Here is a 25,252-nt window from a genome sequence, read left to right as displayed (position 1 = left end):
ATGACCTCGCGCAGAAGAGCCGACGGCGATTAATCTTCGTGCGACAATCGCGACTTGCCCGTAATCATCCGCCAGGAGGCAGCCATGCCCTATCGCCCCACCCCGCGTCGTCCCTTGCCTGTTCAGCTTAGCGCGCTGCGACTGACCGGCAGCATTGCCCTGGGCATGTGGCTGGGCTTTCTGGCCATTGCCTTGACCTGCTGGTTGCTTTCACGCTTTGTATTTACCGAGCAACTGGCGCCTGTCGCTCAGGCCGTGCAGCAACTGGCCAAGCCCCCGGCGGCCGTCCAGGTACAACCGGACATTCCGCCACAGAGTCCGCTGTTCGAGCAGTACGAAGAGAACCTGCGCAAGAACGAACAGCAGAATCGCCTGGATCAGGCACGCAACAGCAGTCGCAACCAGTCGAATCCCAAGTGCCAGTTCTGGCTGCAACAGGACCAGACCGCGCCGAGCGAGAAGAGCCGCGCCAACGTTTTGCAATTCTGCGATTGATCATGAACAAACACACCGTCCACCAACTGATCCTCGACAAACTGCGCGTCGACCTCGACATCGCCGAGCGCGCCGCGCAGACCGCTTACGAAACCGCGACTCACGAAGAGAACATCGCCGAGAACAAGTACGACACCCTCGGACTTGAGGCTTCCTATCTGGCAGCAGGTCAGGCGAAACGGGTCGAGGAAATCCGCCAGTCACTGACGCTGTGCCAGAACCTGACACTGCGCGCCTATGACGAAAATCGCGGCATCGAGATCGGCGCCCTGCTCGGCCTGGAAGACGAAAAGGGTCGCGAGCAATGGCTGTTTCTGGCGCCGGATGCGGCGGGCCTGAAAGTCGATGTGGTGGGTCAGCCGATTACCGTCATCACCCCGCGCTCGCCGCTGGGCAAAAGCCTGCTGGGCAAGTTCGAGGGCGATGAGGTGGAGATTCTGGTGGCGGGCACCCGGCAACAGTTCGCTGTCACCGAGGTGCTTTGAGGCAGGGTCTTAGTGGACCGGCAGTTCGACGCCGTCGAACAGCTCTTCCAGTTCCTGCTTGTTGTGGCACTGGATGGCTTTGGCCATGACTTCGCGGGTCAGGTGCGGGGCAAACTTCTCGATGAAGTCGCACATGAAACCACGCAGGAAAGTACCGCGACGGAAACCGATCTTGGTAATGCTCGACTCGAACAGTTCGCTGGCATCCAGCACCACCAGGTCGTTATCGAGTTTGGTGTCGACCGCCATCTTGGCGACGATGCCCACACCCAGACCCAGACGCACGTAGGTTTTGATCACGTCGGCATCGGCAGCGGTGAACACCACTTTCGGCGTCAGGCCGCGATGGCTGAAGGCTTCGTCGAGTTTCGAACGGCCAGTGAAACCGAACACGTACGTCACGATCGGGTATTCGGCCAGCGCTTCAAGGGTCAGCTTCGGCAGCTTGGTCAGCGGGTGCCCCTGCGGCACGACCACGCAACGGTTCCAGCGATAGCACGGCATCATCACCAGATCGCCGAACAGTTCCAGCGCTTCGGTGGCGATGGCGAAATCGACGGTGCCGTCAGCGGCCATCTCGGCGATCTGCATCGGTGAACCCTGGTGCATGTGCAGCGCCACGTCCGGGTATTGCTTGATGAAATTGCTGATCACCGGCGGCAATGCATAACGCGCCTGGGTGTGGGTGGTGGCGATCGACAGGGTGCCTTTCTTCTCGTTGGAGAATTCCTGGGCAATCTGCTTGATGCTTTCGACCTTGCGCAGGATTTCCCCTGCGGTGGTGATGATGCGCTCGCCGGCCGGGGTGACGCGGGTCAAGTGCTTGCCGCTGCGGGCAAACACTTCAACGCCGAGTTCGTCTTCCAGCAGGCGGATTTGTTTACTGATACCCGGTTGCGAGGTGTAAAGGCTTTGGGCTGTAGCGGAAACGTTGAGGTCGTGGTGCGCCACTTCCCAGATGTAGCGCAATTGTTGAAGCTTCATATGTATCCCTCAAAGCAGGTAGACGCCACGGGCATCAGCGACGGTATATAACTATATTAATGGTTTGATGAATAAATCTAGAACTTTTTTATCAAAACGCCATTATTCCCGCTTCAGCGATCCTCCCGACGCCGGCGCTCCACCAACGGCACCAGATAAACCGGCACCTTGGCCAATTGCAGGACCCGGGTCGCCGTACGCCCCAAAGGCGTTTCAGCCCCGACACCGTGGCTGTGAGTGCCTACGATCAGCAAATCCACAGAGAGTTTCTCCACCTGGTCAAGAATCACCTGCGACGGATCGCCCTGCAGTACCCGTACCGCACGAATCCGCTGCAGATCCTGTTCGCCGTCCTCCCCCAATTCTTCGCGAAAACTGTCCAGCACCCGTTGCTCGATACTGGCGATGACTGTTTTCAGACCCTGACTGTGAAATTCGTTCAATGCCTGTTCGTCGAGATAGCTCTGCAACACCGATTCGGCGAACAGTCCCATGGGTTCCACTGCATGCACCACATACAAGTCGGCATTGAATGTCCGCGCCAGTGCCAGGGCATGCTGCATCACTAAAGGTGCGTACAGACCGAGGTCAGTGGCATACAGCATCGAACGAATCATATGACCTCCTCGCGTGCCAACATGGCGGAGATTGATTCAGCTTAGCAGTGCCTTGGCGAGTACGACGTGCGACGCAACGTCTTGAAGCACAGGGGCTTTAGATCGATGGTTCGTTGCTGATGCCGTGCGGTACGTGACCGGTGGCGACCACTTCGCGGGCGGCCTCGCAGTGGCCGGCCTGATCGTCGAAAAACACATCGGCAGCGAAGGCTTCGAGAAACGCCGATTTGGTCAGCCCGCCAAGGAACAGTGACTCGTCGAGGCGGATGTCCCACTCGCGCAATGTACGAATCACCCGCTCATGTGCCGGTGCCGAACGCGCGGTGACCAGCGCCGTGCGGATCGGGCAGTCGTCCTCGGGGAACTCGCGTTGCAGCGCATTGAGCGCCGCCAGAAAACCTTTGAACGGCCCACCGCGCAACGGCTCGCGCGCCGATTCACGTTCCTTGGCCTGAAACGCCAGCAGCCCGCCGGACTGATATACGCGTTCGGACTCATCGGAAAACAGCACCGCGTCGCCGTCGAAGGCGATGCGCAGTTCGTCACTGGCGGCACGACTGGCGCCACCGGAGAGAATCGTCGCGGCGGCAAAACCGGCGTCCAGCGCGGCGCGCACGTCTTCTGCGTGCGTCGACAGGAACAAGTCACAGCCAAAAGCCTTGAGGTAGGGATACGGACTGCGCCCGCCGACGAATGCCGCCCGCGAGATATCCAGTCCATAGTGGTGAATCGAATTGAAGGCGCGCAGGCCGGTGTCGGCGCTGTTGCGCGAAACCAGAATCACCTCGACCCGGGCGCGGTCGAGGCGACTGTTGAGGCTGAGGAGTTTTTCCACCAGAGGAAAGGCATCACCGGGCGCGAGGATCTCGTCTTCGTGTTCGATCTGATATTGCCGATAGGCTTCGACACCGCTCGCCAAGTAGACCTTGTGACTCTCGCTCAGGTCGAACAGGGCACGAGACGAAATCGCCAGCACCAGTTTGTCATCGATGTTCTTGGCCATGCCTTCCCCCACTCCCCCAGAAAACCGACTCAGGTGTTGCGTCGGTCGATGAAACTCAACGTGCGATACAGCGCCTCGATCCGCGGCAATTCGAACCCCACGGCTTTGGCCGCAGCCAGTGGCCGGGCATAAATCGCCTCCAGTTCCAGCGGCCGCTTGTGCAGGAAATCGTGGTACATGCTCGGCCAGTAGTCGGGCATTTTTTCGGTCATCATGAACAGGTACTCGGCGTAACCGGGCGGCATGTCGTGACCACAAGCCTTGGCGCCCTGCACCACTTCGGCCATCAACGCCTGAATCAGCGCGCGACTGTCCGCGTCGGCCATCAGCGGCGTGGTGCCGGCACCGAGCAGCACCGAGAGACCGTTATAGGGAATATTCCAGACCAGTTTCTGCCAGCGTGCCTGTTGCAGATTGGGCATCGCCTGCGAATCGATACCGGCCGCGCGGAACAGACTGGCGCCCTCCTCGACCAGCGCCAGGCGCGCCGCGTCGCCTGCCGCCGGGCCACTGTGATAGCCGATGTTCACCGCCCCCAGCGCCTGATGGGTGATGTGCCCGGGACCTTCGCGATGCACGCAGATCAGACACAGGCCACCGAGCAGATGCAGGGAGTCGGGCAACAACTCGCGCAGGCTGTCTTCGACGTCCAGACCGTTTTGCAGCACCAGCACTTTCGCGCCGGGCCTGGCCGCGGCAATGATCGCCGGGGCCAGGCCGGTGCTGCTGGTGGTCTTGGCGCCGACCAGCAACCAGTCGCAGGCAGGCATGTCCTCGGCATTGGCATAGGCTTGCACCGGGTTCAACGTCAGCGTGCCATGCACGGCACTGTCCACCTGCAAACCACGTTCGGCCACTGCGGCGAATTCACTGCGCAGTAAAAAGTGCACATCGAAACCGGCCCGCGCCAGCATCAAACCGTAGAACCCGCCAATTGCACCGGTGCCGATAATCCCGATCACCGGTCTGTTGTCTGCTCCCACCATCTATGGCAACTCCTCTGCAATTCGACCCAGCGCCTGCGCCACTGCTGCGTTCAGCGCATCGGCGGTCAGGCGCGTGTGCAATGCCCCAAAGAACTCGCCGTCGCGCACTACAAACAGCGCTGGCAAATGAAAGACCTGATAACGCTCCACCAACCCGCCGTTGTTGCCGGCATCGATCCAGCACAGGCGATCAACCGCCAGCTCGAACCCCGGCAAAACCTCTCTGGCATAGCGGCAGCTGGAACACCCGACACTGGTGAAAATCACCAGCGAAACGCCGCTCATCGCCAGCAACCGCTGGTCGGCGTCGAAATCGGTCAGCTCGGATTCGACCACTATACTGGGGGAAACAATGTCAAATGGCCGACACAGGGAGTCTGTGCTCATGGGACGTTTCATTCCTCATCCGGACGAAGTGCCGGTTGAATTAACCTTGCTCAAGCCCGAGTGTATTTCCAGGCAACAGCTGCACACTATCAGCCTCGGCGGGATCGCTTGCAATTATCACCGCGCGTGGCGCCACGGCACGGCGCTGCAAGTGCGCATGCCGACACTCAATGCCGAGATCTGTTATCCGGGCTATGTCGCGTGGTGCCTGCGGCGCAAGAAGGGCTATCTGGTGGGGATCGCATTCACCGATGAGCAGACGCTGTTCAGCGCCCGAATGGGCGAACAGGTGTGCCAGATCGAGCGTTATTGCCGCATGAACGAGGCCCACGACGATCTGCAGGATATCCAGGCGCTGGCCCTGCAATGGGTCGAACAACACGCCGACGAGTTCTCCCACGATAGCGTGCGCAAGGCTTTTGCCCAGCCAGTGCTGGATTAAAGCGGCGCTTGCCCATTGTCGAGCCGCGTCTGACGCGCTAAGGTTCGGCTCCCCGACGCGCTTAAATCTGCTGTGCTCCGCCGCGCGGGGATCGCTGGCGGCCGGCACCCGTGACCTGACGAGTAAACGATGGCTGATTTACCGATCAACGACCTAAACGTCGCCTCTAACGAGACCCTGATCACTCCCGATCAGCTCAAGCGTGATATCCCTCTGAGCGATGCTGCGCTGCGCACCGTCACCAAGGGCCGCGAAGTCATTCGCAACATTCTTGATGGCACCGACCACCGTCTGTTCGTAGTGATCGGCCCGTGCTCGATCCACGATATCAAGGCTGCCCACGAATACGCCGATCGCCTCAAGGTGCTGGCGGAGGAAGTCTCCGACACCCTGTATCTGGTCATGCGCGTGTATTTCGAGAAGCCACGGACCACCGTCGGCTGGAAAGGCCTGATCAACGATCCGTACCTGGATGACTCGTTCAAGATTCAGGACGGCCTGCACATCGGTCGCCAGTTGCTGCTGGACCTGGCCGAGAAAGGCCTGCCGACCGCCACCGAAGCCCTCGACCCGATCTCCCCGCAGTACCTGCAGGATCTGATCAGTTGGTCGGCCATCGGCGCGCGTACCACCGAATCGCAGACCCACCGTGAAATGGCTTCCGGTCTGTCCTCGGCTGTCGGCTTCAAGAACGGCACTGATGGCGGCCTGACCGTGGCGATCAATGCCCTGCAGTCGGTTTCCAGCCCGCACCGCTTCTTGGGGATCAACCAGGAAGGTGGCGTGTCGATCGTCACCACCAAGGGCAACGCCTACGGTCACGTGGTGCTGCGTGGCGGCAACGGCAAGCCGAACTACGACTCGGTCAGCGTCGCCCTGTGCGAGCAGGCGCTGAACAAGGCGAAGATCAAGCCGAACATCATGGTCGATTGCAGCCACGCCAACTCCAACAAGGACCCGGCCCTGCAACCGCTGGTGATGGAGAACGTCGCCAACCAGATCCTCGAAGGCAACCAGTCGATCATCGGCCTGATGGTCGAGAGTCACCTGAACTGGGGCTGCCAGGCGATCCCGAAAGACCTCGCCGACCTGCAATACGGCGTGTCGATCACCGATGCCTGCATCGACTGGTCCGCCACCGAGAACACCCTGCGCAGCATGCACGCCAAGCTCAAGGATGTTCTGCCGAAGCGTCAGCGCAGCTGATCAGCGTTTCACAGGCATAAAAAAACGCCGGGCATTGCCCGGCGTTTTTGTGTGTGCGATTCAGATCTTGGCGGCGCGACGCTGATGACGTTCCATGTAGCGCTCGACGTAGGAGCACGACGGGATCACCGTGTAGCCCATTTCTTCGGCGTACTGCAGCGCACTTTCGGTCAGCGCAGCTGCAATGCCTCGACCGCGCAGGGCGTTGGGCACGAAGGTGCGATAGATATCCAGGGTCTGTTTCCCCAGATCCATATAGGTCAGGTAGGCACGATGACCGTCCACATTGGTCTCGAACTGATGACCAGCCTGGTCATGGTGGATGGACAACGCCTCGCTCATCACTACTCCTCGCGGGTCTTGAATTCTGACCCCTACCTTACCGATGTTTTTCCGGCGAAGGAACATCTACGCCACCCCGTGCCTGATGGACACCGAGAAAAACCACACCGATCTCGCGCAACCGAGCACGTGATAAATAGTAGGCACCATTGGCGAAAATGCTCAAGGTGCGCTCGTCATCGTGCTCGTTGACCGGGTGACTTCGATGGACGCAGCGGCGGGCGCGGGGAAGATCTTCCCGAAGCGCTCACCGGAACATTGCCGAATGTCGAGACTTAAGACGCGGGCGCTTCTTTAAAGTCACCTCAAGAGCGACAAAGATATGTGAGGCGTCATGCAAAATCGGAACAAAAGTGTAGACGAATTCATCTAGGCAGACTTGGTGCAAGACGCAGAAACAGCATCGGACCAAGGGAACTTTTTCTCATTAACACGCTCAAGCCGGGGCTTGCAGCTGGATATTTTTTATACACCCCAGTTAAAAGTTGCTCGAAAAAGAATCAGCGCCTACAATTTTTTTTGCTTCTTGCGTTAGGTCAGTTTACTTACTACAAGTAATGGGTAGTATGTACGCCGGCTATTTCCTCAATCGGAGGAGAAAGCCACTTAATTGAAAGTCCTTGAAGGGGAACACGATGAACAACGTTCTGAAATTCTCTGCTCTGGCTCTGGCCGCAGTTCTGGCTACCGGTTGCAGCAGCGCATCGAAAGAAACCGAAGCACGTCTGACCGCTACTGAAGACGCAGCTGCTCGCTCCCAGGCTCGTGCAGACGAAGCTTACCGTAAAGCTGATGAAGCTCTGGCTGCTGCTCAAAAAGCACAACAGACTGCTGACGAAGCTAACGAGCGTGCTCTGCGCATGCTGGACAAAGCTAGCCGCAAGTAATAATCCCTCGGGATTGTTATCAAGCCGACCCATTTTTTGGGTCGGCTTTTTTATGGTTCTTCACGGATTACCGGGAAAGACGCTCTTGATCTTCATGAAAAAGAATTCGCTATCCCGGTAACCGTACGCCATCCGCTTGATGACCTTTATTCGATTGTTTATTCCTTCCAACTGACCGGTGTGCATCGGCCAGCGAACCCGGCTCACGATGCCCCGCCAGTAACCCTTTAGCCGTGTGGCGAACTGGATCAGAGCTGGAATTTCGCTTTCATGCGCATGGCGCAGCCATTGCTTCCAGGCCGCTCGCCAACCCCAGGCAGTACTCGGAGTCCAGAGTGTTTTGAGTTCAGCCTTCATCAAATAGACCGTCATCAACGCTTGGTTGGCCGCCAGCAGATCCTCCAGGCGGACCTGTTGTTCCGGCGTTTTCAAGTTCTGCGGATTGCGCAGCAACAGCCATCGCGCCTGCTTGATAACCTTGCGGGCCGGCTTGTCGTGACGCAACCGGTTAGCCTCGTCGACGCGAACCCGATCAATCACCTCTCGGCCATATTTGGCCACCACATGGAAGAGGTCGTAGACCACTCGCGCGTTGGGACAGTGCTGACGAACCTCCAGGTCAAAAGCGGTGTTCATGTCCATCGCCACCGCTTCGATGCGAGCGCAACCCTCTGGCCCCAATTCTTCGAAGAAAGGCCTGACCGCTGCTCGGCTGCGGCCTTCACCGATCCACAGCACGCGGCGTGTATCCGCATCCAGCACCACGCTGGCGTAACGATGACCTTTGAACAGGGCGAATTCGTCCATCACCAGACGTCGCGGTTGCGCCTTTGGCAAAACGCTCAACGCCGCTTGCAAGGCTCGACGCTCCAGCAACCGAACGGTGTCCCAATGCAACCCGAACAGTTGAGCCACATGCAGTGTGGGGAGGCGTTCGCAGGCCTGAATGACCGCCTCGGCCAAACGCCGCGTCATGCGGGCATAGCGGTCCAGCCAACTGACGGCCTCCATACGTTTACCACAGTCACGACAGACAACACGCCTGAGCAACACGCTGAGGCGCACCGCACGGCCGAGAATCGGTAAATCGCGGACGGTTCGCTCGCAATACTCATGCGTGGTTGAACAGGTTTTTTGGCAGCCGCTACAGGAAGGGAATCGGGTGGCGTGGGGAATCAGGTCGATCTGAAGCGCGTCGCCATCAGGCTTGATCGTGACAACAGAAAAGCCCTCCCAAAAAGGAAGGAAAGTATTAATATCGCGCATAAGAACGCCGGTTTGTTAGATGTGTTTGCTCGCACGAACATCATCAATCAAATCGGCGTTCTTGTTTCTGTGTTTCCCGGGATTCCGTGAAGAACCTTTTTTATGGCCGGTACTTTTGTCCGGGCAATAAAAAACCCGCCGACGCTTCACGCATCGGCGGGTCTGGATCGAACTTACTGCTGCAGGTCGATCGGTGTGCTCGAAACCATCGGCGCTGCCGCACCCGGCGTACCGATTTCGGTAGGCAAGCCGTCTTCAGCCGCGACTACATCGCGCACCACATCCCAATTCACCCGCACGTTATTGGCAATATCCTCACGCTTGAGCATCGCATTGATGACCGCCGTGTGCTTGTCGACCACCGACGGGTTGCCCTTGTCATCGATCGGCGTGTGCGCTTCCAGATACACCTTGCCGCCACTGCGACCGAACTTGTACGCGTCGTTGAGAATGCGCACCGAGGTGCCGACCGGCACCATTGCAGCCATTTCCAGCACGTTGTTGTTGAACATGCGGAAGCAACCATGGCTGGTACGCATGCCGATGCCGAACTTCTTGTTCGAACCGTGGATCAGGTAACCCGGCGTGCCGAGACTGAACTTGAACGGGCCCAGCGGGTTGTCAGGACCGGCCGGCACTACGTTCGGCAGCGGATCACCATCAGCAGCGTGCTCGGCCTTGATCGACGCCGGAGGCGTCCAGGTCGGGTTCGGTGTCTTCGCGGTGATGGTGGTATGCGCGATCGGCGACCCCCAACCTTCACGCCCGATCCCCAGCGGGAAGGTGTACACCACGTTCCGGCCTTTCGGGTAGTAGTAGAGGCGGTACTCGGCGAGGTTGATCACGATGCCTTCGCGCGGACCCGGCGGCAGAATGAAGCGGGTCGGCAGGACGATTTCGGTACCGGCGCCCGGCAGCCAGGCGTCAACGCCCGGGTTGGCCGCGACCATTTCCGAATAACCCAGATCGTAGGTGGTGCCCAGGTCAGCGAAGGTATCTTCGTACTTGGCCTTGATCACCTGCACCTGGCCGATGATGTCCTCACCGGGTGGTGGCAGGGGAAACTCCAATGCAGCAACGGGACCGGCCACACACAGGGCGGCAAGTGACAGGCAGCGGGTGACGGCAGGAAAGCGCGGCAACATCCGGAAAATCCTTCGCATGATCAACAAGGGTATAAGAGCGCGATTGTACACCGCGCCCAAGGCATTCGGGGAGACCACCCTGCTGCAGGCGACAAGGTGCTTTGGGTGAGAGCGGGCTTGCTCGCGAATGCGGCGTGTCAGGCAAGGCATTCGTTGAATGAGACACCGCATTCGCGAGCAAGCCCGCTCCCACAAGGGATTTCTGACCGGGCAGATCAGAGCTCGAAACGCAACTCTGGCCAGATCGGCGAGGTGCCGCGTTTCTGCGACTCAAGAATCGCCCGGCACAACGAACACAGGCGCTGATCCTGGAACACTCGGCGATCCACACTCGACCAGCGCGGTTGTGCCGGCAGCAGACTGCCACACAACGTGCGGTCTGCCGAGCCACCGAGTTCCAGTTGACGGGTCACCAGATGCACCCGCACTTCCTGGCAGGCGAACAGATCCAGCTGTTCGTCAGGCTCGATCAGTTGGTAGGCAAACAGGGACCAGGCAGGACGCGGCATCGGGGGCTCCAAATAAGGGGGCGCCACATTAGCCGAAAGCCTGCCGCTAGAAAAGCCTCATAACAGCGGTTTTAGCGTCGGCCAGACATTTTCCAGCAACTTGCCCTGAGCCCCGGCTGCCGGGTGCAGACCATCGGCTTGCATCAGATCGGGATGCCCGCCCACGCCGTCGAGGAAAAACGGCACCAGCGGGATCTTTTTCTCGTCCGCAACGTTGCCATAGACCTCGGCGAAGGCATCGATGTAACGCTTGCCGTAGTTGGGCGGTAATTGCATGCCCAGCAGCAGCACCTTGGCGCCGCTCTGACGCGAGCTGTCGATCATCGCCGCAAGGTTTTGTTGCAATTGCGTTGGCGGCATTCCGCGCAGGCCATCATTGCCCCCGAGCTCGAGGATCACCAGTTCCGGCTTGTGCTCTGCAAGCAGCGCCGGCAGGCGTGCCTGGCCTCCGGCACTGGTGTCGCCACTGATGGAGGCATTGACCACTTTGTCGTCAAAACCCTCCTGCTTGAGCCGTTGCTCGAGCAGCGATACCCACCCCAGGCGGGTATCCAGTCCGAAACCGGCGCTGATACTATCGCCAACGATCAGGACAGTACCCGCCGCTGCGTTCTGGACCATGCACATCAAGGCCAGGCCAGCACTCAAAAACCAAACACGCATCGGATTCTCCATGGGCGCAAGCATTCTCACCGCGAAGAACCTCAGCAAAGTGGTTCCCAGCGCGGAAGGTGAACTGACTATCCTGCACGAACTCAGCCTGGAACTGAACAAGGGCGACAGCCTGGCCATCGTCGGCGCGTCCGGTTCCGGCAAATCCACCTTGCTCGGCCTGCTCGCCGGCCTCGACCTGCCAAGCAGCGGCGAAGTCATCCTCGCCGGGCAATCCCTGGGCAACCTCGACGAAGACCAGCGCGCGCGCATCCGTGCCGAACACGTGGGGTTCGTCTTTCAGTCATTCCAGTTGCTCGACAGTCTCAACGCGCTGGAAAACGTCATGCTGCCGCTGGAACTCGATGGCCGCAAAGACGCCCGTGAGCGCGCTACTGAACTGCTGCAACGGGTCGGCCTCGGCCAGCGCCTGACGCACTCGCCGCGCCAGCTCTCCGGTGGCGAACAACAGCGCGTGGCGATTGCCCGGGCCTTCGCTGCCGAGCCGGACGTGCTGTTCGCCGACGAACCCACCGGCAACCTCGACAGCCACACCGGCGAGCGCATCAGCGATTTGCTCTTTGAATTGAACAAGGAGCGCGGCACCACCCTGGTGCTGGTGACCCACGACGAACGCCTGGCCCATCGCTGCCGGCGTCTGATCCGACTTGAAGCCGGGCTGCTGGTCGCCCCTCTGGAGCCTTGATGGCACGTCTGCCGCTGTTGCGTCTGTTCAGTCTCGCGCTACGTCAACTCATGCGCGATGCCCGCGCCGGGGAATTGCGAGTGTTGTTTTTCGCGCTGGTGGTGGCGGTCGCGGCGAGTACCGCCATCGGCTACTTCGGCGCCCGCCTCAACGGCGCAATGATGCTGCGCGCCACCGAGTTCCTTGGCGCCGACCTGGTGCTTGAGGGCAGCTCGCCGGCCCGCGACGAACAGATCCGCAGCGGCACCGAGCTGCGCCTGAATCATGCGCAGGTGGTGGAATTTTCCAGCGTAATCGCCACTGACAACGGTATTCAGTTATCGAGCATCAAAGCCGTCGACCGCGCCTACCCACTGCGCGGCGAACTGAAAAGCGCCCCGGCCCCGTTTGCCGTTGAAACAGCCGGCGGCGAACCGCAACCCGGTGAAGCCTGGGTCGAAGCACGTCTGCTGACCGCCCTGGATCTGAAGATCGGCGACAGCATCGACGTCGGCATGAAAACCCTGAAGCTGACCCGCGTGCTGACCTACGAACCGGATCGCGCCGGCAACTTCTACAGCCTCACGCCTCGGGTGATGATCAACCTCGACGACCTCGCAGCCACCGGCGTGGTGCAGCCCGGTAGCCGTGTGAGCTACCGCGAACTGTGGCGCGGTCAACCGCAGGCGCTGGAGACCTACCGGCAACTGATCAAACCGGGGTTGGCGGCCAACCAGCGAATCGAAGATGCGCGCGACGGCAATCGGCAGATTGGCGGTGCACTGGGCAAGGCCGAGCGTTATCTGAACATGGCCAGTCTGGTCGCGGTGTTGCTGGCCGGCGTGGCCGTAGCGTTATCGGCCAACCGCTTCGCCAGCCGCCGCTTCGATGCCAGTGCGCTGTTGCGCTGCCTTGGCCTGTCGCGTCGGGAAACCATGCTGCTGTTCAGTATTCAGCTGACCGTGCTGGGCCTGTTCGCCGCCCTCAGTGGTGCCGTGCTCGGCTGGCTGGCGCAACTGGGACTGTTCGCTCTGTTGCATGATCTGCTACCCGCCGATGTGCCACCGGGCGGCCTGTTTCCGGCGCTCGCCGGGATCGGCACCGGGCTGGTGGCACTGGCCGGTTTCGCCCTGCCGCCGCTCGCCGCGCTGGGCCGGGTACCACCGCTGCGCGTATTGCGTCGCGACATGCTGCCGATTCCGTCGAGCACCTGGATGGTTTATGGCGCAGCGCTGGGTGCGCTGGGCCTGATCATGTGGCGCCTGAGTCTGGATCTGTTGCTGACTTTCGCCCTGCTGGGCGGTGGTGTGGTCGCTGCGCTGCTATTGGGAGGCTTGCTGCTGTTGTTGCTCAACAGCCTGCGGCGGATGCTCGCCCGTGCGCCTCTGCCGTGGCGCCTAGGTCTGGGTCAGTTGCTACGTCATCCGCTGGCGGCGGCCGGGCAAGCGCTGGCATTCGGGTTGATCCTGCTGTCGATGGCGCTGATCGCTCTGCTGCGCGGTGAGCTGCTCGACACCTGGCAAAACCAGTTGCCGAAAAACGCCCCCAACTACTTCGCCCTGAACATCCTGCCGGCGGACAAACAAGCCTTCACCGATCATTTGATCAAGGTGTCCGCACAAGCGGCGCCGCTATATCCAGTGGTGCCGGGACGGCTGATCAGCATCAATGGCGAACCGGTGCAGCAGATCGTCAGCAAGGATTCGGCCGGCGACCGCGCGGTGCAGCGTGACTTGAGCCTGACCTGGGCGGCTGACCTTCCGGCCGGCAACAAGCTCACCGCCGGTACCTGGTGGACCGAGCAACCCTCGGATGACGTGCCTGGCGTTTCAGTTGAAGGCAAAGTCGCCGAAAGCCTCAAGCTCAAACTCGGCGATCACATGGTGTTCAGCGTGGGCGGGGTCAATCGTGAAGCGAAAGTCACCAGCCTGCGCGAGATCAACTGGGACAACTTCCAGCCGAACTTCTTCATGATCTTCCAGCCCGGCACCCTGAAGGATCTGCCGGCAACCTACCTGACCAGTTTCTATCTGGCACCCGGTCACGATCAGCAGATCGTCGAGTTGTCGCGGGCATTCCCAGCGGTGACCATCCTTCAGGTCGAAGCCTTGCTGGAACAACTGCGCAGCATCCTCGCCCAGGTCACCCTGGCGGTGGAATACGTGTTGTTGTTTGTGTTGGCGGCGGGGATGGCCGTGCTGTTCTCCGGCTTGCAGGCAACCCTGGATGAACGCATTCGCCAAGGCGCGCTGTTACGTGCGCTGGGGGCGCAACGGCAGTTGCTGGTCAAGGCCCGGCGCATCGAGTTCGGCTTGCTCGGGGCGGTCAGCGGTTTGCTGGCAGCCATTGGTTCGGAGGTGGTGAGCCTGGTGCTGTATCGCTATGCGTTCGATCTGCCGTGGCATCCACATCCATGGTTGCTGGTGCTGCCATTGATCGGCGCCGTACTGATTGGTGGTGCGGGTGTATTCGGCACACGCCGGGCGTTGAATGCGAGTCCGCTGACAGTCCTGCGCGAGGGTTGATAGACTCCTGTCTTCGTCACCACAAGAAGCCGCCATGAGCCGTTATCGCCCTCCCCGCACCGCCGGCACCGCGCTGATCACCCCAGAAGGTGAAGCGCGGATGCGCGCCGAATTCCATGAGCTGTGGCATGTGCGCCGCCCGCAGGTGACGCAGTCAGTCAGCGAGGCAGCGGCCCAGGGTGATCGCTCGGAAAACGCCGAGTACACCTATGGCAAGAAAATGCTGCGCGAGATCGACAGCCGCGTGCGTTTTCTCACCAAGCGGCTCGAAGCCTTGAAGGTCGTCAGCGAAAAACCCAGCGATCCGAACAAGGTCTACTTTGGCGCCTGGGTGACCATCGAGGACGAAGACGGCAAGCAGTCGCGCTACCGCATCGTCGGCCCGGATGAACTGGATCTGAAACTCGGCCTGATCAGCATCGACTCACCGCTGGCCCGCGCCTTGATCGGCAAAGCGCTGGACGCTGAAGTCCGGGTGCAGACGCCCACCGGTGAGCAATTTGTCTATATCGTGGCGATCGACTATCCCTGAGCGTTTCAGCGGCGGGTGATCAAACCCTGCCGCGCAACGCGGACCAGTTGCTTGATCATTTCCGGGGCGTCTTCCTGGGTCGGTGCCTGAATCACTGCCAGATCAAAACTGTCACTGGCAAACCGCGCCAGCGACTCGCCGTCTTCAACGAACTGGATCAGGAACGCGGCAGGACCGCCGCTGCGACGTGGCCAGCCATCGAGATAACGCAACAGCGTCGGCTGGTGTTTGCCGCCAAGCAGGATTTTTGGGTTGCGCTGGGTGATATGAGCCGTGATCGGCGCGGGACGTGCTGGAGGGCGTAGTGCATTCATCGTGTCGTGTCTCTGCCTCAAAAGTCTGCATGGCAGGTGAGAGGCAACACCGAACCAGCGCTTTAGCGGTATTTCGAAGCCCTGTTCCGGCTTCTGACGGCAACTGTAGAAGTCACCTGGCGCCCCGCAAGTAGCTGTTTAAATCGGCGCATGAGCAACATCCTAGATAACGTGACCGATGAGTGTCAAGAATCGGCCGCAACAAAAAAGGCCCGCACAATGCGGGCCTTTTGCTTGAGCCAGAGCGCTCAACCGGCGATGGCGCGATCCACCGACAGTTTGCCGGCGCCTTCGATCATCACCGCAAGACTGCCACCCAGCAGCGCCAGAGCAAATTCGTAACCGTTGTTGGCCATGAACAGACCGTTGCTGATGTGAACGGTGAAGATCGCCACCAGCGACAGGAAGGTCAGACCCAGCGCCGCCGGACGCACCAGCAGGCCGATGATCAGCGCCAGACCGGCAAAGAACTCGGTGCCGCCGGCCAGCGTGGCCATCAGGTAACCCGGGTGCAGACCGAGGCTGTCCATGTACTGCGCAGTCCCCGCCAGACCGTAACCACCAAACAGGCCAAACAGCTTTTGCGAACCGTGGGCGGCGAAGATCACGCCAACAGCGATACGCAGAATGGTCAGGCCGTAACCGGCGCGGGTGAACAGTACCTTGTTGATCAGAGAGCTCATGTGGGTCATTCCTTTTGGAGAAGTGTGTTGGTTGGCCGCCATATTAATCAGTTAATTTCATGTTAAAAGCGGAAATATTCCACCATACCAATCGATTTATTTGATTATTTGCGTGAGGCTACTTTCTGTCCCCGGGGCTCCAACGACTCCCGCTCCCGGTCGAACGCCAGGTAATACTTGTTCACGCTATTAACATAGCTGACCGGCCCCATGCCCACCTGCTCCATGGCGATGCGCTCGACCTGAAAGAACCACTGGTTCGGATTCAGCCCGCGCCGCCGTGCCTCGGCGCGCATGCCTTGCACACGCTCCGGGCCGATGTTGTAGGCCGCCAGGGTGAACGCCATGCGCTCACGCTCATTGAGCTTCGGACTGTTGAAGAACTTGCGCCGGATCATCGCCAGGTACTTGGCCCCGGCCTGCACATTCGCATCAAGATTCTGGATGTTGTTCACCCCGACCCGCTGCGCGGCGGACGGGGTGATCTGCATCAGCCCGGTCGGCCCACTGCCGCTGCGGGCGCTGGGTTGCAGGGCCGATTCCTTGAAGGCCAGCGCCGCCAGATTCAGCCAGTCCATGCTTTGCGCGTCGGCGTGTTTTTGCAGGGTCGGGCGCAGTTTTTCCAGACGCTGACGATCAGCCTTGGCCAATGGATAGTGCACTTGGTAAAGGCGCCGATAGATCCGCAGAAACTCGGCATCCTCGTTCGCCGGTTTCTTGTAGCCGACCAGGAAGCGATCAATGCTTGCCCGCAGCATCGAGGCATCACGGCGCACAAACCAGTATTCCTCACCCGGCTCGCTGATCATCAATTGCCGATCGAAACGCAGCTTGGGCAGGATCTTGCCCCAGCGTTCGGCGATCGGTTGCTCGACGATGGTCAGATGAAAAATCCCGCCCTGCACCATCTCCAGCACGTCCTCGACCGCCAGGGTCGGATCGACCCATTCGATCTTGATCGGTGCCAGTTTGCGCAGCGCCAGTTTCTGATTGAGCTGGCTGACCGCCTCCCCCGCCGCACTGCCGGTCGGCAAGGCCAGGGTCTTGCCGGAAAGCTGTTCGACCTTGGTGTAGCGACGCTCGCCCTTGATGCCGACCAGCACCAGCGGCACGTTGCTGGCGATCGGCTCGCTGCTGGCCACCGCGTGGCCGGGTTGCAGATCGAGCAGTTCGCCGGGCGCGACCAGATCACCTTCGCCGCGCTGCAACGCGCCGAGCAGTTGATCCTTGGCTTTGGGAATGATCTTGAGGGTGATTTCCTGGCCATCGCGGGCGTGGCCATTGAGGTATTGCTCGAAGGCGCGCAGGCGATGGTATTCGACACCGATGGCCTGGCCCTGGACTTCACCGGAGCTGTTGCGACTCTGGTTGACCAGCACGCGCAACACGCGACTGCTGCGTATCTCCGACAAGTCGCGGACCTTGGCGGCCGGCACGGCTTGCAGAGGCCCGGGCAAGCGCGCAACCGCCGTTATCGGCAGCAGCAGCGACGCACACAACAGGAGCAAAACCGAGGGACGATGCATCCACTCTCCGGAAAGAATACGGGGGCGTTTTCTAACCGCTGAACGGTTGAAATCGCCGACGAAAACAGAGCGCCTGGAGCGCTGACAAAGTGCAAGAGACTGGCACGAGGATGGCATTTGCGCCAACCCGAGCAGTCTCGCGGCATCAAAAGACAGCTATAACTCGTTGTAGTTCTTGGCTTTTCTTATGAATCTACAGCTCTGGTATGCTTTCCGGCCTTCGGCCCGAGGTAGCAACCATGCAACTCATCGATATCGGCGTCAACCTGACCAACCCAAGTTTCGCCGAAAAACATCAGGCCGTGCTCGACCGCGCCTACGCTGCCGGGGTCTGCCAACTGGTGCTGACCGGCACCAGCGTCGAGGGCAGCGAACAGGCGCTGGAGCTGTGCCAGCAACTGGATCAAAGCGGCCAACGACTGTTCGCCACCGCCGGCATTCACCCGCATTCGGCCAGTGACTGGAACGCTGACAGCGCACGCCGTTTGCGCAGTCTGCTGCAAGAAGCAAACGTGGTCGCCGTGGGCGAATGCGGGCTGGATTTCAACCGGGATTTCTCGCCGCGCCCGCAGCAGGAAAAAGTCCTCGAAGAACATCTGGCGCTGGCCGCAGAACTGCAGTTGCCGGTGTTCCTGCACGAGCGTGACGCCAGTCAGCGTCTGCTGGAAATCCTCAGGGACTTTCGCGATCAATTGCCCGCCGCCGTGGTGCACTGCTTTACCGGCGAGCAAAAAGCCTTGTTCAGTTACCTGGATCTGGACCTGCACATCGGCATCACCGGCTGGATCTGCGACGAGCGCCGGGGCACGCACCTGCATCCGCTGGTCAAGGAGATCAAGCGCGGACGGCTGATGCTCGAAAGCGACGCGCCGTACCTGCTGCCCCGCACCTTGCGCCCAAAGCCGAAGAACGGCCGCAATGAACCAGCGTATCTGACCGAAGTGCTGCGCGAAGTGGCGCTGCATCGCGGCGAGACAGAGGAAGATCTGGCAGCACATACCACAGCGTGCGCCCGCGCATTCTTCAACCTGCCCACCCTGCCCTGACACACCACACATCCCATTGTGGGAGCGGGCTTGCTCGCGAAAGCAGTGTGTCAGGCAGAAATGAGCTGAATGACACACCGCATTCGCGAGCAAGCCCGCTCCCACAGGGGATCAGCGTAGAACCTGTTGACCCATATCAACATCCCGATATCTGCATAGCGGCACAATACTGGCACCTTGCCAAAACTGTTTCCGCTATCAGAGAAGACCTCCATGGGTGCCTGGCTTAGCAATATCTCGCTGAAATACAAATTCTGGGCGGTCAATGCGGTCGCTTTCGTCACCACCCTGCTGCTGGTGCTGTACGCCGTGCAACTCGAGCAGCAAGCCCGCAGCCAAGCCTCACAAGCGTCTGCTCAGGCTCAGGCGCAATTGCTCAAGGCCTGGCCGGCCGGGCAGGCGTTGCCCAAGGCTGACCAGGTGCTGACGTTCAAACGCGGTGAAGCGCCGCGCCTCAACGACCAACCTGTGCTGGAGATCAGCGAAAGTAACGGCTGGAACGAGATCAATCACCTGCCGCTGTTCGGCAACAACCCGCTGATGGGTGCCGAAGTGTTCAGTCGCGCCGACGGCCAGCAAGTCGCGGTCATTGCCTATGGCCCAAGCCTGGCGCAAGTGTTCAGCGAGCGTTTTGCCAACTACGCCGTGGCGGTGTTCATCCTGATGTTCGCCATGCTTTGCGCCTCACAGCTGCTGATCCGTTTCCTGCTCAGTCAGCTCAACACGCTGAAAGACGTGATGCTGCACGTCGAGAAAAGCGGTGACCTCTCGGCCCGCGTACCTCTGGCCTGCAAGGACGAAGTCGGGCAGATGGCCAATGCGTTCAACGCGATGCAGGCCGGTTATCAACGCGTGGTCACCACCGTCGCCAACACCGCGCGGCAACTGGACGTCGGTGCCGCACGTCTGGCGGCGAGCATGAACGACGTGCGCCACGGCATGCTCGGTCAACAGAGCGAGACCGATCAGGCCGCCACCGCGATCAACGAAATGACCGCCACGGTTTATCACATCGCGCAGCACGCCGGTGCCACTCGCGACCTGTCGCAAACCGCCGACAGTCTGGCCGGCAGCGGCCAGCAAGTGGTCAGCCGCGTGCAGCAGTCGATTGCCGGACTCTCCAGCGGCGTGCAGCAAACCGCCGAGATGATTCAGCGTCTGGCCGAGGACAGCCAGAAAATCAACGGTGTGGTCAGCGTGATTCACAGCATCGCCGAGCAGACCAATCTGTTGGCGCTGAACGCCGCCATCGAAGCGGCCCGCGCCGGCGAGATGGGCCGTGGCTTTGCGGTGGTCGCCGATGAGGTGCGCAACCTCGCCAAGCGTGTGCAGACCTCCACCGATGAAATCACCACCATGGTCTCGGCACTGCAGGCCGGCACGCGCGATGCGGTGGACTTCATGCAGGAGAGTTCGTACAAGGCCGACGATTGCGTGCAGCAGGCGCAGGAGGCTGGCGAGGCGCTGGCGGAAATCACTGGCGCCGTGGCGCAGATACGCGAGAGCAACACGCAGATTGCGGTGGCGGCGGAGCAGCAGAGTCAGGTCGCGGAAGAGATGAATCGGGCGGTGGTGAGCATTCGTGATGTGACCGAGAATACCGTGCAGCAGACAGTGGATTCGGCGACCACCAGTAATGAGTTGGCGACGTTGGCCGGGGAGCTCAACAAGGCTATTGGTCAGTTGAAACTCTGACGACGCCTTCGCGAGCAAGCTCGCTCCCACAGGGAATCTGTGGCGTACACCAATCCCCTGTGGGAGCGAGCTTGCTCGCGAAGGCGTCAACCGGGTCAACATCGAATTCGGCGATGACGCCTATCACCGCCATAGCCAACCTTGATTCGCCGCCCCACCCGCCCCGGCCTATTCTCCAACCATGTGTTCAACATGGATCGAGGAGTAGCCAACATGGGCAAACGTCACCCCAACCTTCCCGCGTGGCAATGGCGCGCGTACCCGAACAATCACCAGCACCCGACCAATCTGGTGTTGCACCTGATTGCCGTACCGTTGTTCATCGTCGCGTTTCTGTTGATCGTCTCTGGCGTGTTCAGCCTGAGTCTGGCCAGTGTCGCCATCGGCGTGATTGGTATTGTCGCGGCGCTGGTTTTGCAGCGCCACGGCCACAGTCTGGAGGCGCAAGCCTCCGAGCCGTTCAGCGACCGCCAGGATGCAGTGTCACGCTTGCTGGTCGAGCAGTTCCTGACCTTTCCGCGGTTCTTGCTCAGCGGTGGCTGGTGGCGCGCCTGGCGGGAGCGGCACCGTCGGCATTGATTTAGGCAAAAATCGTTACGGTCTGACGACTCATGGCGATCAACTCCCCCTCCGCACTCCACAGCTTGGCGGCGACATGGCCGTAACCGTCGGCGGCGTACTCGATGTCTGCCAGATATTTGCACCAGTCCAGGGTGCTCAAGTCGCGTAGCGGCTGCACGAATTCAATGGTCCAGGTCAGCGTACTGCCCGGTGCCGGTTTCTTCAGATACGGCAACAATGCCGGTGGCCATGCATCCACCAGTGCCAACAGATGCGCCTCATTGACCGGCTCTTCCTTCACATCGCCACGCAAACGCACCCAACCGCCCATCTGCCGCGATTTATTGCCGGTGAACGGCATGCCGCCGACACTCCAGCGCATCGACAGATGCCGCATGAACTCCGGGGTCACGCCTTTGATATAGGGCAACTCCTGGCATTCATCCCAGTGTTTCATTTCGGCAGCGGGATAGGCCTCAACCGCCACTTCCGAGGGCCGCGAAGCGCCGAAACTGCCCTGCACGATCGTTACCACCTGACCGTTCTGCATGGCCCGCCCCAACACCTGGCTGACTGCTTTGCCTTCGCGCAACACATCGACCTCGAAACTCACCGGTACTTCCGGCTCGACCGGGCCGACAAAGGTGATCGCCAGCGAACGCACCGGGCGCTCGGCTGGCACTTTCGCGCGCATGGCTTCGTATTGCAGCGCCGCGACCAGGCCACCAAAACTGGCCCGACCCTGGCCCCACTCGGCGGGAATGGTCAGTTCTGGATCGCGACGGACCGCATCGAGCAGATCGGAAAAGCGCATGACAACCTCAGCAAGCGAAAATTGAATGCTGCGATCTTAACCAGCATGAGAGAGCGCCGCAGCGTCTATTCCGGTCAAATGGACTGACAGAAAGGCCTTAAGGTCAGGAAGATATTCGAATGTGGGAGCGGGCTTGCTCGCGAAAGCGCTGTGTCAGTCACCGATGTGTCTAGTGATACAGCGCTTTCGCGAGCAAGCCCGCTCCCACAAAGGGTCTATGGAGAATTCAGGATTTGAAGCAGGCAGTGCTGAGTTTGTCGAGCACCCGATCCGCCTTGGCTTCAGCCTTGATCAGTCCCGCCTGCCAAGTCGCGACGCACGGTTGCAGATCGCTTTCCAGCTCGGCCCGCGCCAGCCACTGCCAGCAATCGTGCCAGTCGCCCAGCGCGCCCTGCGCCGACTTCAGCCGTGCCAGCGCCGCTTCAGGCAGGCGATCCAGTTCCGGATAGGCTTCGATGCCATAGCGCACTCGCTTGATCAGCAAGCGCAGGCGATGCCGATCGTGGGCAGGATCGTGCAGGGCCTGGTCGAGTTTTTTCCATTGTTTGTGCAGGCGTTTTTCGATGCGTTTGGCCAGGCCCTTGAGCAATCCCTGGCGCTCGGAGGCGCGCAGGAATCGCGGGAAAGCGTCGAGGATGATCAGCAGCGAAGCCACCTCGGCACTCGCCGCCAGCGTCGGATACGCTTCCGCCATCTGCGCCATGCGGCGCTGCGCCGCTTGCGGTTGATCATGCTTGAGCAGATACGCCCCCAACACCTCGCGATCACGCCACGGTGTGGTCAATTGACCAACTGCCGACGCCGCGCCCTCCAGTTGTTCCACACCCGGCAAACCACGCAAGGGTCGCAACAGGCTGCGCAAGCGCCGTACCGTGGTGCGCAAGTCGTGCAGCGCCTCGGGGTCGGTCCGCGCAGTCAGGCGCGCCTGACAGGCCAGCAGTCGCACTTCCAGGCTCAGGACATGAGCCACCAACCGATCCACCAACGCAGACATCGCTTGCTCCTGATTCACATGGCTTGAAGGATGAGTCTGCCGTGAGAAGGCAGGCGCATCCTTGCGTCAAGTCAGCAGCTTAGCGCCCGGCGCGGGATTCGCGAATATAGAAACGTGCCTTCTCGGCTTTGTTGCTGCAGCCCTCGAAACCTTCGAATTGCTGTTGGGTCTTGGCCGCCGTCAGCAACGACAGCGCCTTGGAGTAACTGACCGTGCCGGCGAAACCTTCGGCCTTGGCCAGATCCAGTTCATGCCACGCCGCATCGAGTTGACTGCCGCAGCTGTCGCGATAAGCAGTCTTGCCAGCGCAACCGGCCAATGCCAGCGCGATCAACGGCACACAGATACAGGCTTTCATCACTAACTCCTCAAATAGGTCAACAGTCGTGCAGGTAAGACGTTACGGCGCGAAAAAAGTGCCTTGGCGCCCGGTGAATCTGCGGTGACGAAAAGATAACCCCGACGGGTCACACAGTATCGGAAAACGACTCTGCTGCCGCCCCGAACGACTCTGGCGATTGTCGCCCGCCCATGGATGGGTGCATTGTGGTGCCTTGTCGGGGGAGGAAGTTTGATGAAAAAGCGTGTCGCACTGGTGCTGGGCTCCGGAGGCGCCCGGGGCTACGCCCATATCGGGGTCATTGAGGAGATCGAAAGACGCGGTTACGACATTGCCTGCATTGCCGGTTGTTCGATGGGCGCAGTGGTCGGCGGGATCTATGCGGCGGGCAAACTCGACGAGTACCGCACCTGGATCGAAACGCTCGATTATCTGGATGTGCTGCGTCTGGTGGACGTGAGCTTTCGCCTTGGGGCGATTCGCGGTGAGAAAGTCTTCGGGCAGATCCGCAAGATCGTCGGCGAGATCAATATCGAAGACCTGCGCATTCCCTACACCGCCGTCGCCGCCGACCTCACCAACCAGCAGGAAATCTGGTTCCAGGAAGGCTGCCTGCATCAGGCGATGCGCGCCTCGGCGGCGATTCCCAGCCTGTTCACCCCGGTGATGCAGGGTAACCGGATGCTGGTGGATGGCGGCATTCTCAACCCGTTGCCGATCGTGCCGGTGGTCTCCAGCCACTGTGATCTGATCATCGCGGTCAACCTCAACGCGACCAACCAGCGGCATTACAAATTGCCGGTAATCCAGCGCCCGCCAGCCTTTCGTTCGCGCTTCGACAGCCTGCTCAGTTCGCTGGGTTCGAAAATGCCGTTCCGCCGCAAACAGGCCGAGCAGTTGTTGTTACTGGAGCAGGAAGCGCTGCGCGCCGAAGCGGGCGAGATCAACCCGTGGCTGGAAGGCAGCGAACCGGAGAGCCAGCAACCGGCAGCGGCTCCCGAACGCGAAGGCGCGCCGAAATCCGCCACCGGCTCGTTCATCATCGACAACGTCGGACCGGCGTCACTGCTGGACCTGATCAACCAGAGTTTCGAGGTGATGCAGACCTCGCTGGCGCAATACAAGATCGCCGGCTATCCGCCGGACATCCTGATCAACGTGCCGAAGCGCGTGTGCCGGTTTTTCGAGTTCTACAAGGCGCCGGAGTTGATCGCACTGGGACGGGAGATTGCGCGGGATACGCTGGATCGGTATGAAAGTGAGCAGAGCAGAGAGCCTTGAAGTTCTCGGTTGCCTGTCAGGGCCTCTTCGCGGGCAAGCCCGCTCCCACAGGGTTCTGGGGTGTTATTGAAATTTGTGTATCACACCGACCACTGTGGGAGCGGGCTTGCTCGCGAAGGGGCCAGACCAGACCACACAAAACCTACAGACTGTTCTCACTCAACAGCCGATACCCAACCCCCGCCTCCGTCACAATAAACCGCGGCCGGGTCGGATCATCCGCCAGCTTCTGACGCAAATGCCCGACCACAATCCGCAGGTAATGACTGTCCTCGGTATGCGTCGGCCCCCAGATATCCTTGAGCAATTGCTGCTGGGTGATCACCCGTCCCGGATGCCGCGCCAGTTGCGCCAGCACCGCGTATTCCTTGCGGGTCAGCGCCACTTCGACACCGTCTAGCAGCACCCGCCGATAAGCCAGATCCACGGTCAGCGGGCCGAACGTCAGCGCCGCTTGCTGGGCCTCGCCGGCCGGCGCCTGACGCAACAACGCGCGGATCCGGGCGAGAAATTCCTGAATGCCGAACGGCTTGGTCACGTAATCGTTGGCACCGCCATCCAGCGCCTGGACTTTCTGCCCCTCACTGGCGCGCACCGAGAGCACCAGCACGGGCGCGGTGGCCCACTCGCGAAACTCGCGCAGCACCTGCTGGCCGTCCATGTCCGGCAAGCCGAGGTCGAGCACCAGCAGGTCGGGTTTGTTCAGCGCCGCCTGCGCGAGGCCCTCGGCGCCGGTGCCGGCCTCCAGCACTTTGTAGCCTTGCGAGGCGAGGCTGATGCGCAGGAATTTACGGATCTGTGGTTCGTCATCAATGACCAAAATGGTCGCGGTCTGGCTCATGAATTCACAT

29 protein-coding genes are annotated in these 25,252 nt (G+C 60.6%); 12 read left to right on the top strand and 17 right to left on the bottom strand.

Annotation, left to right across the window (positions count from 1 at the left end; all coding sequences use genetic code 11):
* Positions 1-84 precede the first annotated feature (84 nt).
* A complete protein-coding gene (locus JFU48_RS16155; RefSeq protein WP_201136932.1) occupies positions 85-495 on the top strand; it encodes a hypothetical protein in 411 nt (136 codons plus the stop codon).
* A gap of 2 nt (positions 496-497) precedes the next feature.
* The gene (locus JFU48_RS16150; RefSeq protein WP_201136931.1) at positions 498-980 is read left to right on the top strand and encodes a GreA/GreB family elongation factor; all 483 of its coding nucleotides are present in this window, start codon (positions 498-500) and stop codon (positions 978-980) included.
* Between the two features lie 9 nt (positions 981-989).
* On the opposite strand, the gene cysB is transcribed toward JFU48_RS16150, so the two are convergent.
* The 5 genes from cysB to JFU48_RS16125 all read right to left on the bottom strand — a co-directional run bounded on the left by cysB (position 990) and on the right by JFU48_RS16125 (position 4,957).
* Positions 990-1,964, bottom strand: a complete 975-nt coding sequence (cysB, locus tag JFU48_RS16145) for an HTH-type transcriptional regulator CysB (RefSeq protein WP_007908591.1) — start codon at positions 1,962-1,964, stop codon at positions 990-992.
* Positions 1,965-2,077: 113 nt separating this feature from the next.
* On the bottom strand, positions 2,078-2,581 hold the full coding sequence (locus tag JFU48_RS16140; RefSeq protein WP_103483835.1) for a universal stress protein: 504 nt from the start codon (positions 2,579-2,581) through the stop codon (positions 2,078-2,080).
* A gap of 97 nt (positions 2,582-2,678) precedes the next feature.
* Positions 2,679-3,584, bottom strand: coding sequence for a 5'-nucleotidase (locus tag JFU48_RS16135; RefSeq protein WP_103483836.1), 906 nt, complete (start codon positions 3,582-3,584; stop codon positions 2,679-2,681).
* A gap of 29 nt (positions 3,585-3,613) precedes the next feature.
* Positions 3,614-4,570, bottom strand: a complete 957-nt coding sequence (locus tag JFU48_RS16130; protein ID WP_201136930.1) for a putative 2-dehydropantoate 2-reductase — start codon at positions 4,568-4,570, stop codon at positions 3,614-3,616.
* Positions 4,571-4,957, bottom strand: a complete 387-nt coding sequence (locus JFU48_RS16125; RefSeq protein WP_051018104.1) for a thioredoxin family protein — start codon at positions 4,955-4,957, stop codon at positions 4,571-4,573.
* On the opposite strand from JFU48_RS16125, the gene JFU48_RS16120 reads away from it, so the two are divergent.
* Both JFU48_RS16120 and JFU48_RS16115 read left to right on the top strand, forming a co-directional pair.
* A complete protein-coding gene (locus JFU48_RS16120) occupies positions 4,956-5,399 on the top strand; it encodes a PilZ domain-containing protein (RefSeq protein WP_003226800.1) in 444 nt (147 codons plus the stop codon). The genes JFU48_RS16125 and JFU48_RS16120 overlap by 2 nt on opposite strands.
* A 129-nt stretch (positions 5,400-5,528) precedes the next feature.
* Positions 5,529-6,605, top strand: a complete 1,077-nt coding sequence (locus JFU48_RS16115; protein ID WP_003226802.1) for a 3-deoxy-7-phosphoheptulonate synthase — start codon at positions 5,529-5,531, stop codon at positions 6,603-6,605.
* Between the two features lie 60 nt (positions 6,606-6,665).
* Here JFU48_RS16115 and JFU48_RS16110 read toward each other — a convergent pair whose 3' ends face one another.
* Positions 6,666-6,947 carry a GNAT family N-acetyltransferase gene (locus JFU48_RS16110; protein ID WP_003226804.1) on the bottom strand — a complete coding sequence of 94 codons (282 nt, stop codon included), beginning with the start codon at positions 6,945-6,947 and terminating at the stop codon, positions 6,666-6,668.
* 635 nt (positions 6,948-7,582) lie between these two features.
* Here JFU48_RS16110 and oprI point away from each other — a divergent pair.
* A complete protein-coding gene (gene oprI, locus JFU48_RS16105; RefSeq protein WP_003199355.1) occupies positions 7,583-7,834 on the top strand; it encodes an outer membrane lipoprotei OprI in 252 nt (83 codons plus the stop codon).
* Between the two features lie 60 nt (positions 7,835-7,894).
* On the opposite strand, the gene JFU48_RS16100 is transcribed toward oprI, so the two are convergent.
* The 4 genes from JFU48_RS16100 to JFU48_RS16085 all read right to left on the bottom strand — a co-directional run bounded on the left by JFU48_RS16100 (position 7,895) and on the right by JFU48_RS16085 (position 11,417).
* A complete protein-coding gene (locus JFU48_RS16100) occupies positions 7,895-9,100 on the bottom strand; it encodes an ISL3 family transposase (RefSeq protein ID WP_201135813.1) in 1,206 nt (401 codons plus the stop codon).
* A 173-nt stretch (positions 9,101-9,273) separates the two neighbouring features.
* Complete coding sequence (locus JFU48_RS16095) at positions 9,274-10,245, bottom strand: L,D-transpeptidase family protein (protein ID WP_003226806.1); 972 nt, start codon at positions 10,243-10,245, stop codon at positions 9,274-9,276.
* 215 nt (positions 10,246-10,460) lie between these two features.
* Complete coding sequence (locus JFU48_RS16090; protein ID WP_003226812.1) at positions 10,461-10,754, bottom strand: hypothetical protein; 294 nt, start codon at positions 10,752-10,754, stop codon at positions 10,461-10,463.
* Between the two features lie 57 nt (positions 10,755-10,811).
* The gene (locus JFU48_RS16085) at positions 10,812-11,417 is read right to left on the bottom strand and encodes an arylesterase (RefSeq protein ID WP_201136929.1); all 606 of its coding nucleotides are present in this window, start codon (positions 11,415-11,417) and stop codon (positions 10,812-10,814) included.
* A gap of 10 nt (positions 11,418-11,427) precedes the next feature.
* Between JFU48_RS16085 and JFU48_RS16080 the strand changes: the two genes are divergently transcribed.
* Genes JFU48_RS16080 through greB form a run of 3 tightly spaced genes read left to right on the top strand, consistent with a single transcriptional unit; the run spans position 11,428 to position 15,147 of the window.
* Positions 11,428-12,111: an ABC transporter ATP-binding protein gene (locus JFU48_RS16080; RefSeq protein ID WP_103483839.1), complete on the top strand. Its 684-nt coding sequence runs from the start codon at positions 11,428-11,430 to the stop codon at positions 12,109-12,111.
* Entirely contained in the window at positions 12,111-14,615 is a 2,505-nt protein-coding gene (locus JFU48_RS16075; protein WP_201136928.1) for an ABC transporter permease, read from the top strand. Before JFU48_RS16080 ends, JFU48_RS16075 begins: the two co-directional genes overlap by 1 nt.
* Positions 14,616-14,649: 34 nt before the next feature.
* Positions 14,650-15,147: a transcription elongation factor GreB gene (gene greB / locus JFU48_RS16070; RefSeq protein WP_003226818.1), complete on the top strand. Its 498-nt coding sequence runs from the start codon at positions 14,650-14,652 to the stop codon at positions 15,145-15,147.
* Positions 15,148-15,152: 5 nt separating this feature from the next.
* On the opposite strand, the gene JFU48_RS16065 is transcribed toward greB, so the two are convergent.
* The 3 genes from JFU48_RS16065 to JFU48_RS16055 all read right to left on the bottom strand — a co-directional run bounded on the left by JFU48_RS16065 (position 15,153) and on the right by JFU48_RS16055 (position 17,670).
* Positions 15,153-15,461, bottom strand: coding sequence for a hypothetical protein (locus JFU48_RS16065; RefSeq protein ID WP_103483841.1), 309 nt, complete (start codon positions 15,459-15,461; stop codon positions 15,153-15,155).
* Between the two features lie 248 nt (positions 15,462-15,709).
* On the bottom strand, positions 15,710-16,144 hold the full coding sequence (locus JFU48_RS16060) for a DoxX family protein (protein ID WP_003226822.1): 435 nt from the start codon (positions 16,142-16,144) through the stop codon (positions 15,710-15,712).
* A gap of 104 nt (positions 16,145-16,248) precedes the next feature.
* Entirely contained in the window at positions 16,249-17,670 is a 1,422-nt protein-coding gene (locus JFU48_RS16055; RefSeq protein ID WP_103483842.1) for a transglycosylase SLT domain-containing protein, read from the bottom strand.
* A gap of 239 nt (positions 17,671-17,909) precedes the next feature.
* Between JFU48_RS16055 and JFU48_RS16050 the strand changes: the two genes are divergently transcribed.
* The 3 genes from JFU48_RS16050 to JFU48_RS16040 all read left to right on the top strand — a co-directional run bounded on the left by JFU48_RS16050 (position 17,910) and on the right by JFU48_RS16040 (position 20,990).
* A complete protein-coding gene (locus JFU48_RS16050) occupies positions 17,910-18,716 on the top strand; it encodes a TatD family hydrolase (protein ID WP_103483843.1) in 807 nt (268 codons plus the stop codon).
* A gap of 213 nt (positions 18,717-18,929) precedes the next feature.
* Positions 18,930-20,411 (top strand): methyl-accepting chemotaxis protein, encoded by a 1,482-nt coding sequence (locus JFU48_RS16045; RefSeq protein WP_201136927.1) that lies wholly within the window; start codon positions 18,930-18,932, stop codon positions 20,409-20,411.
* A gap of 213 nt (positions 20,412-20,624) precedes the next feature.
* Positions 20,625-20,990, top strand: a complete 366-nt coding sequence (locus JFU48_RS16040) for an Mpo1-like protein (protein ID WP_201136926.1) — start codon at positions 20,625-20,627, stop codon at positions 20,988-20,990.
* Between the two features lies 1 nt (position 20,991).
* Here the strand turns inward: JFU48_RS16040 and JFU48_RS16035 are convergent, their stop codons facing one another.
* From JFU48_RS16035 to JFU48_RS16025, 3 genes are all read right to left on the bottom strand, one after another.
* Positions 20,992-21,786 carry an acyl-CoA thioesterase gene (locus tag JFU48_RS16035; RefSeq protein ID WP_201136925.1) on the bottom strand — a complete coding sequence of 265 codons (795 nt, stop codon included), beginning with the start codon at positions 21,784-21,786 and terminating at the stop codon, positions 20,992-20,994.
* A 226-nt stretch (positions 21,787-22,012) separates the two neighbouring features.
* Complete coding sequence (locus tag JFU48_RS16030) at positions 22,013-22,780, bottom strand: CHAD domain-containing protein (protein ID WP_201136924.1); 768 nt, start codon at positions 22,778-22,780, stop codon at positions 22,013-22,015.
* Between the two features lie 79 nt (positions 22,781-22,859).
* Positions 22,860-23,138, bottom strand: coding sequence for a hypothetical protein (locus tag JFU48_RS16025; RefSeq protein WP_201136923.1), 279 nt, complete (start codon positions 23,136-23,138; stop codon positions 22,860-22,862).
* 216 nt (positions 23,139-23,354) lie between these two features.
* On the opposite strand from JFU48_RS16025, the gene JFU48_RS16020 reads away from it, so the two are divergent.
* The gene (locus JFU48_RS16020) at positions 23,355-24,401 is read left to right on the top strand and encodes a patatin-like phospholipase family protein (RefSeq protein WP_003226842.1); all 1,047 of its coding nucleotides are present in this window, start codon (positions 23,355-23,357) and stop codon (positions 24,399-24,401) included.
* Between the two features lie 142 nt (positions 24,402-24,543).
* On the opposite strand, the gene JFU48_RS16015 is transcribed toward JFU48_RS16020, so the two are convergent.
* The gene (locus tag JFU48_RS16015) at positions 24,544-25,242 is read right to left on the bottom strand and encodes a response regulator (protein ID WP_201136922.1); all 699 of its coding nucleotides are present in this window, start codon (positions 25,240-25,242) and stop codon (positions 24,544-24,546) included.
* Positions 25,243-25,252: the final 10 nt, after the last annotated feature.

It is taken from the genome of Pseudomonas sp. TH49, from assembly GCF_016650625.1.
Lineage (GTDB): Bacteria > Pseudomonadota > Gammaproteobacteria > Pseudomonadales > Pseudomonadaceae > Aquipseudomonas > Aquipseudomonas fluorescens_H.
This window is presented reverse-complemented; position numbering and strand designations above follow the sequence as displayed.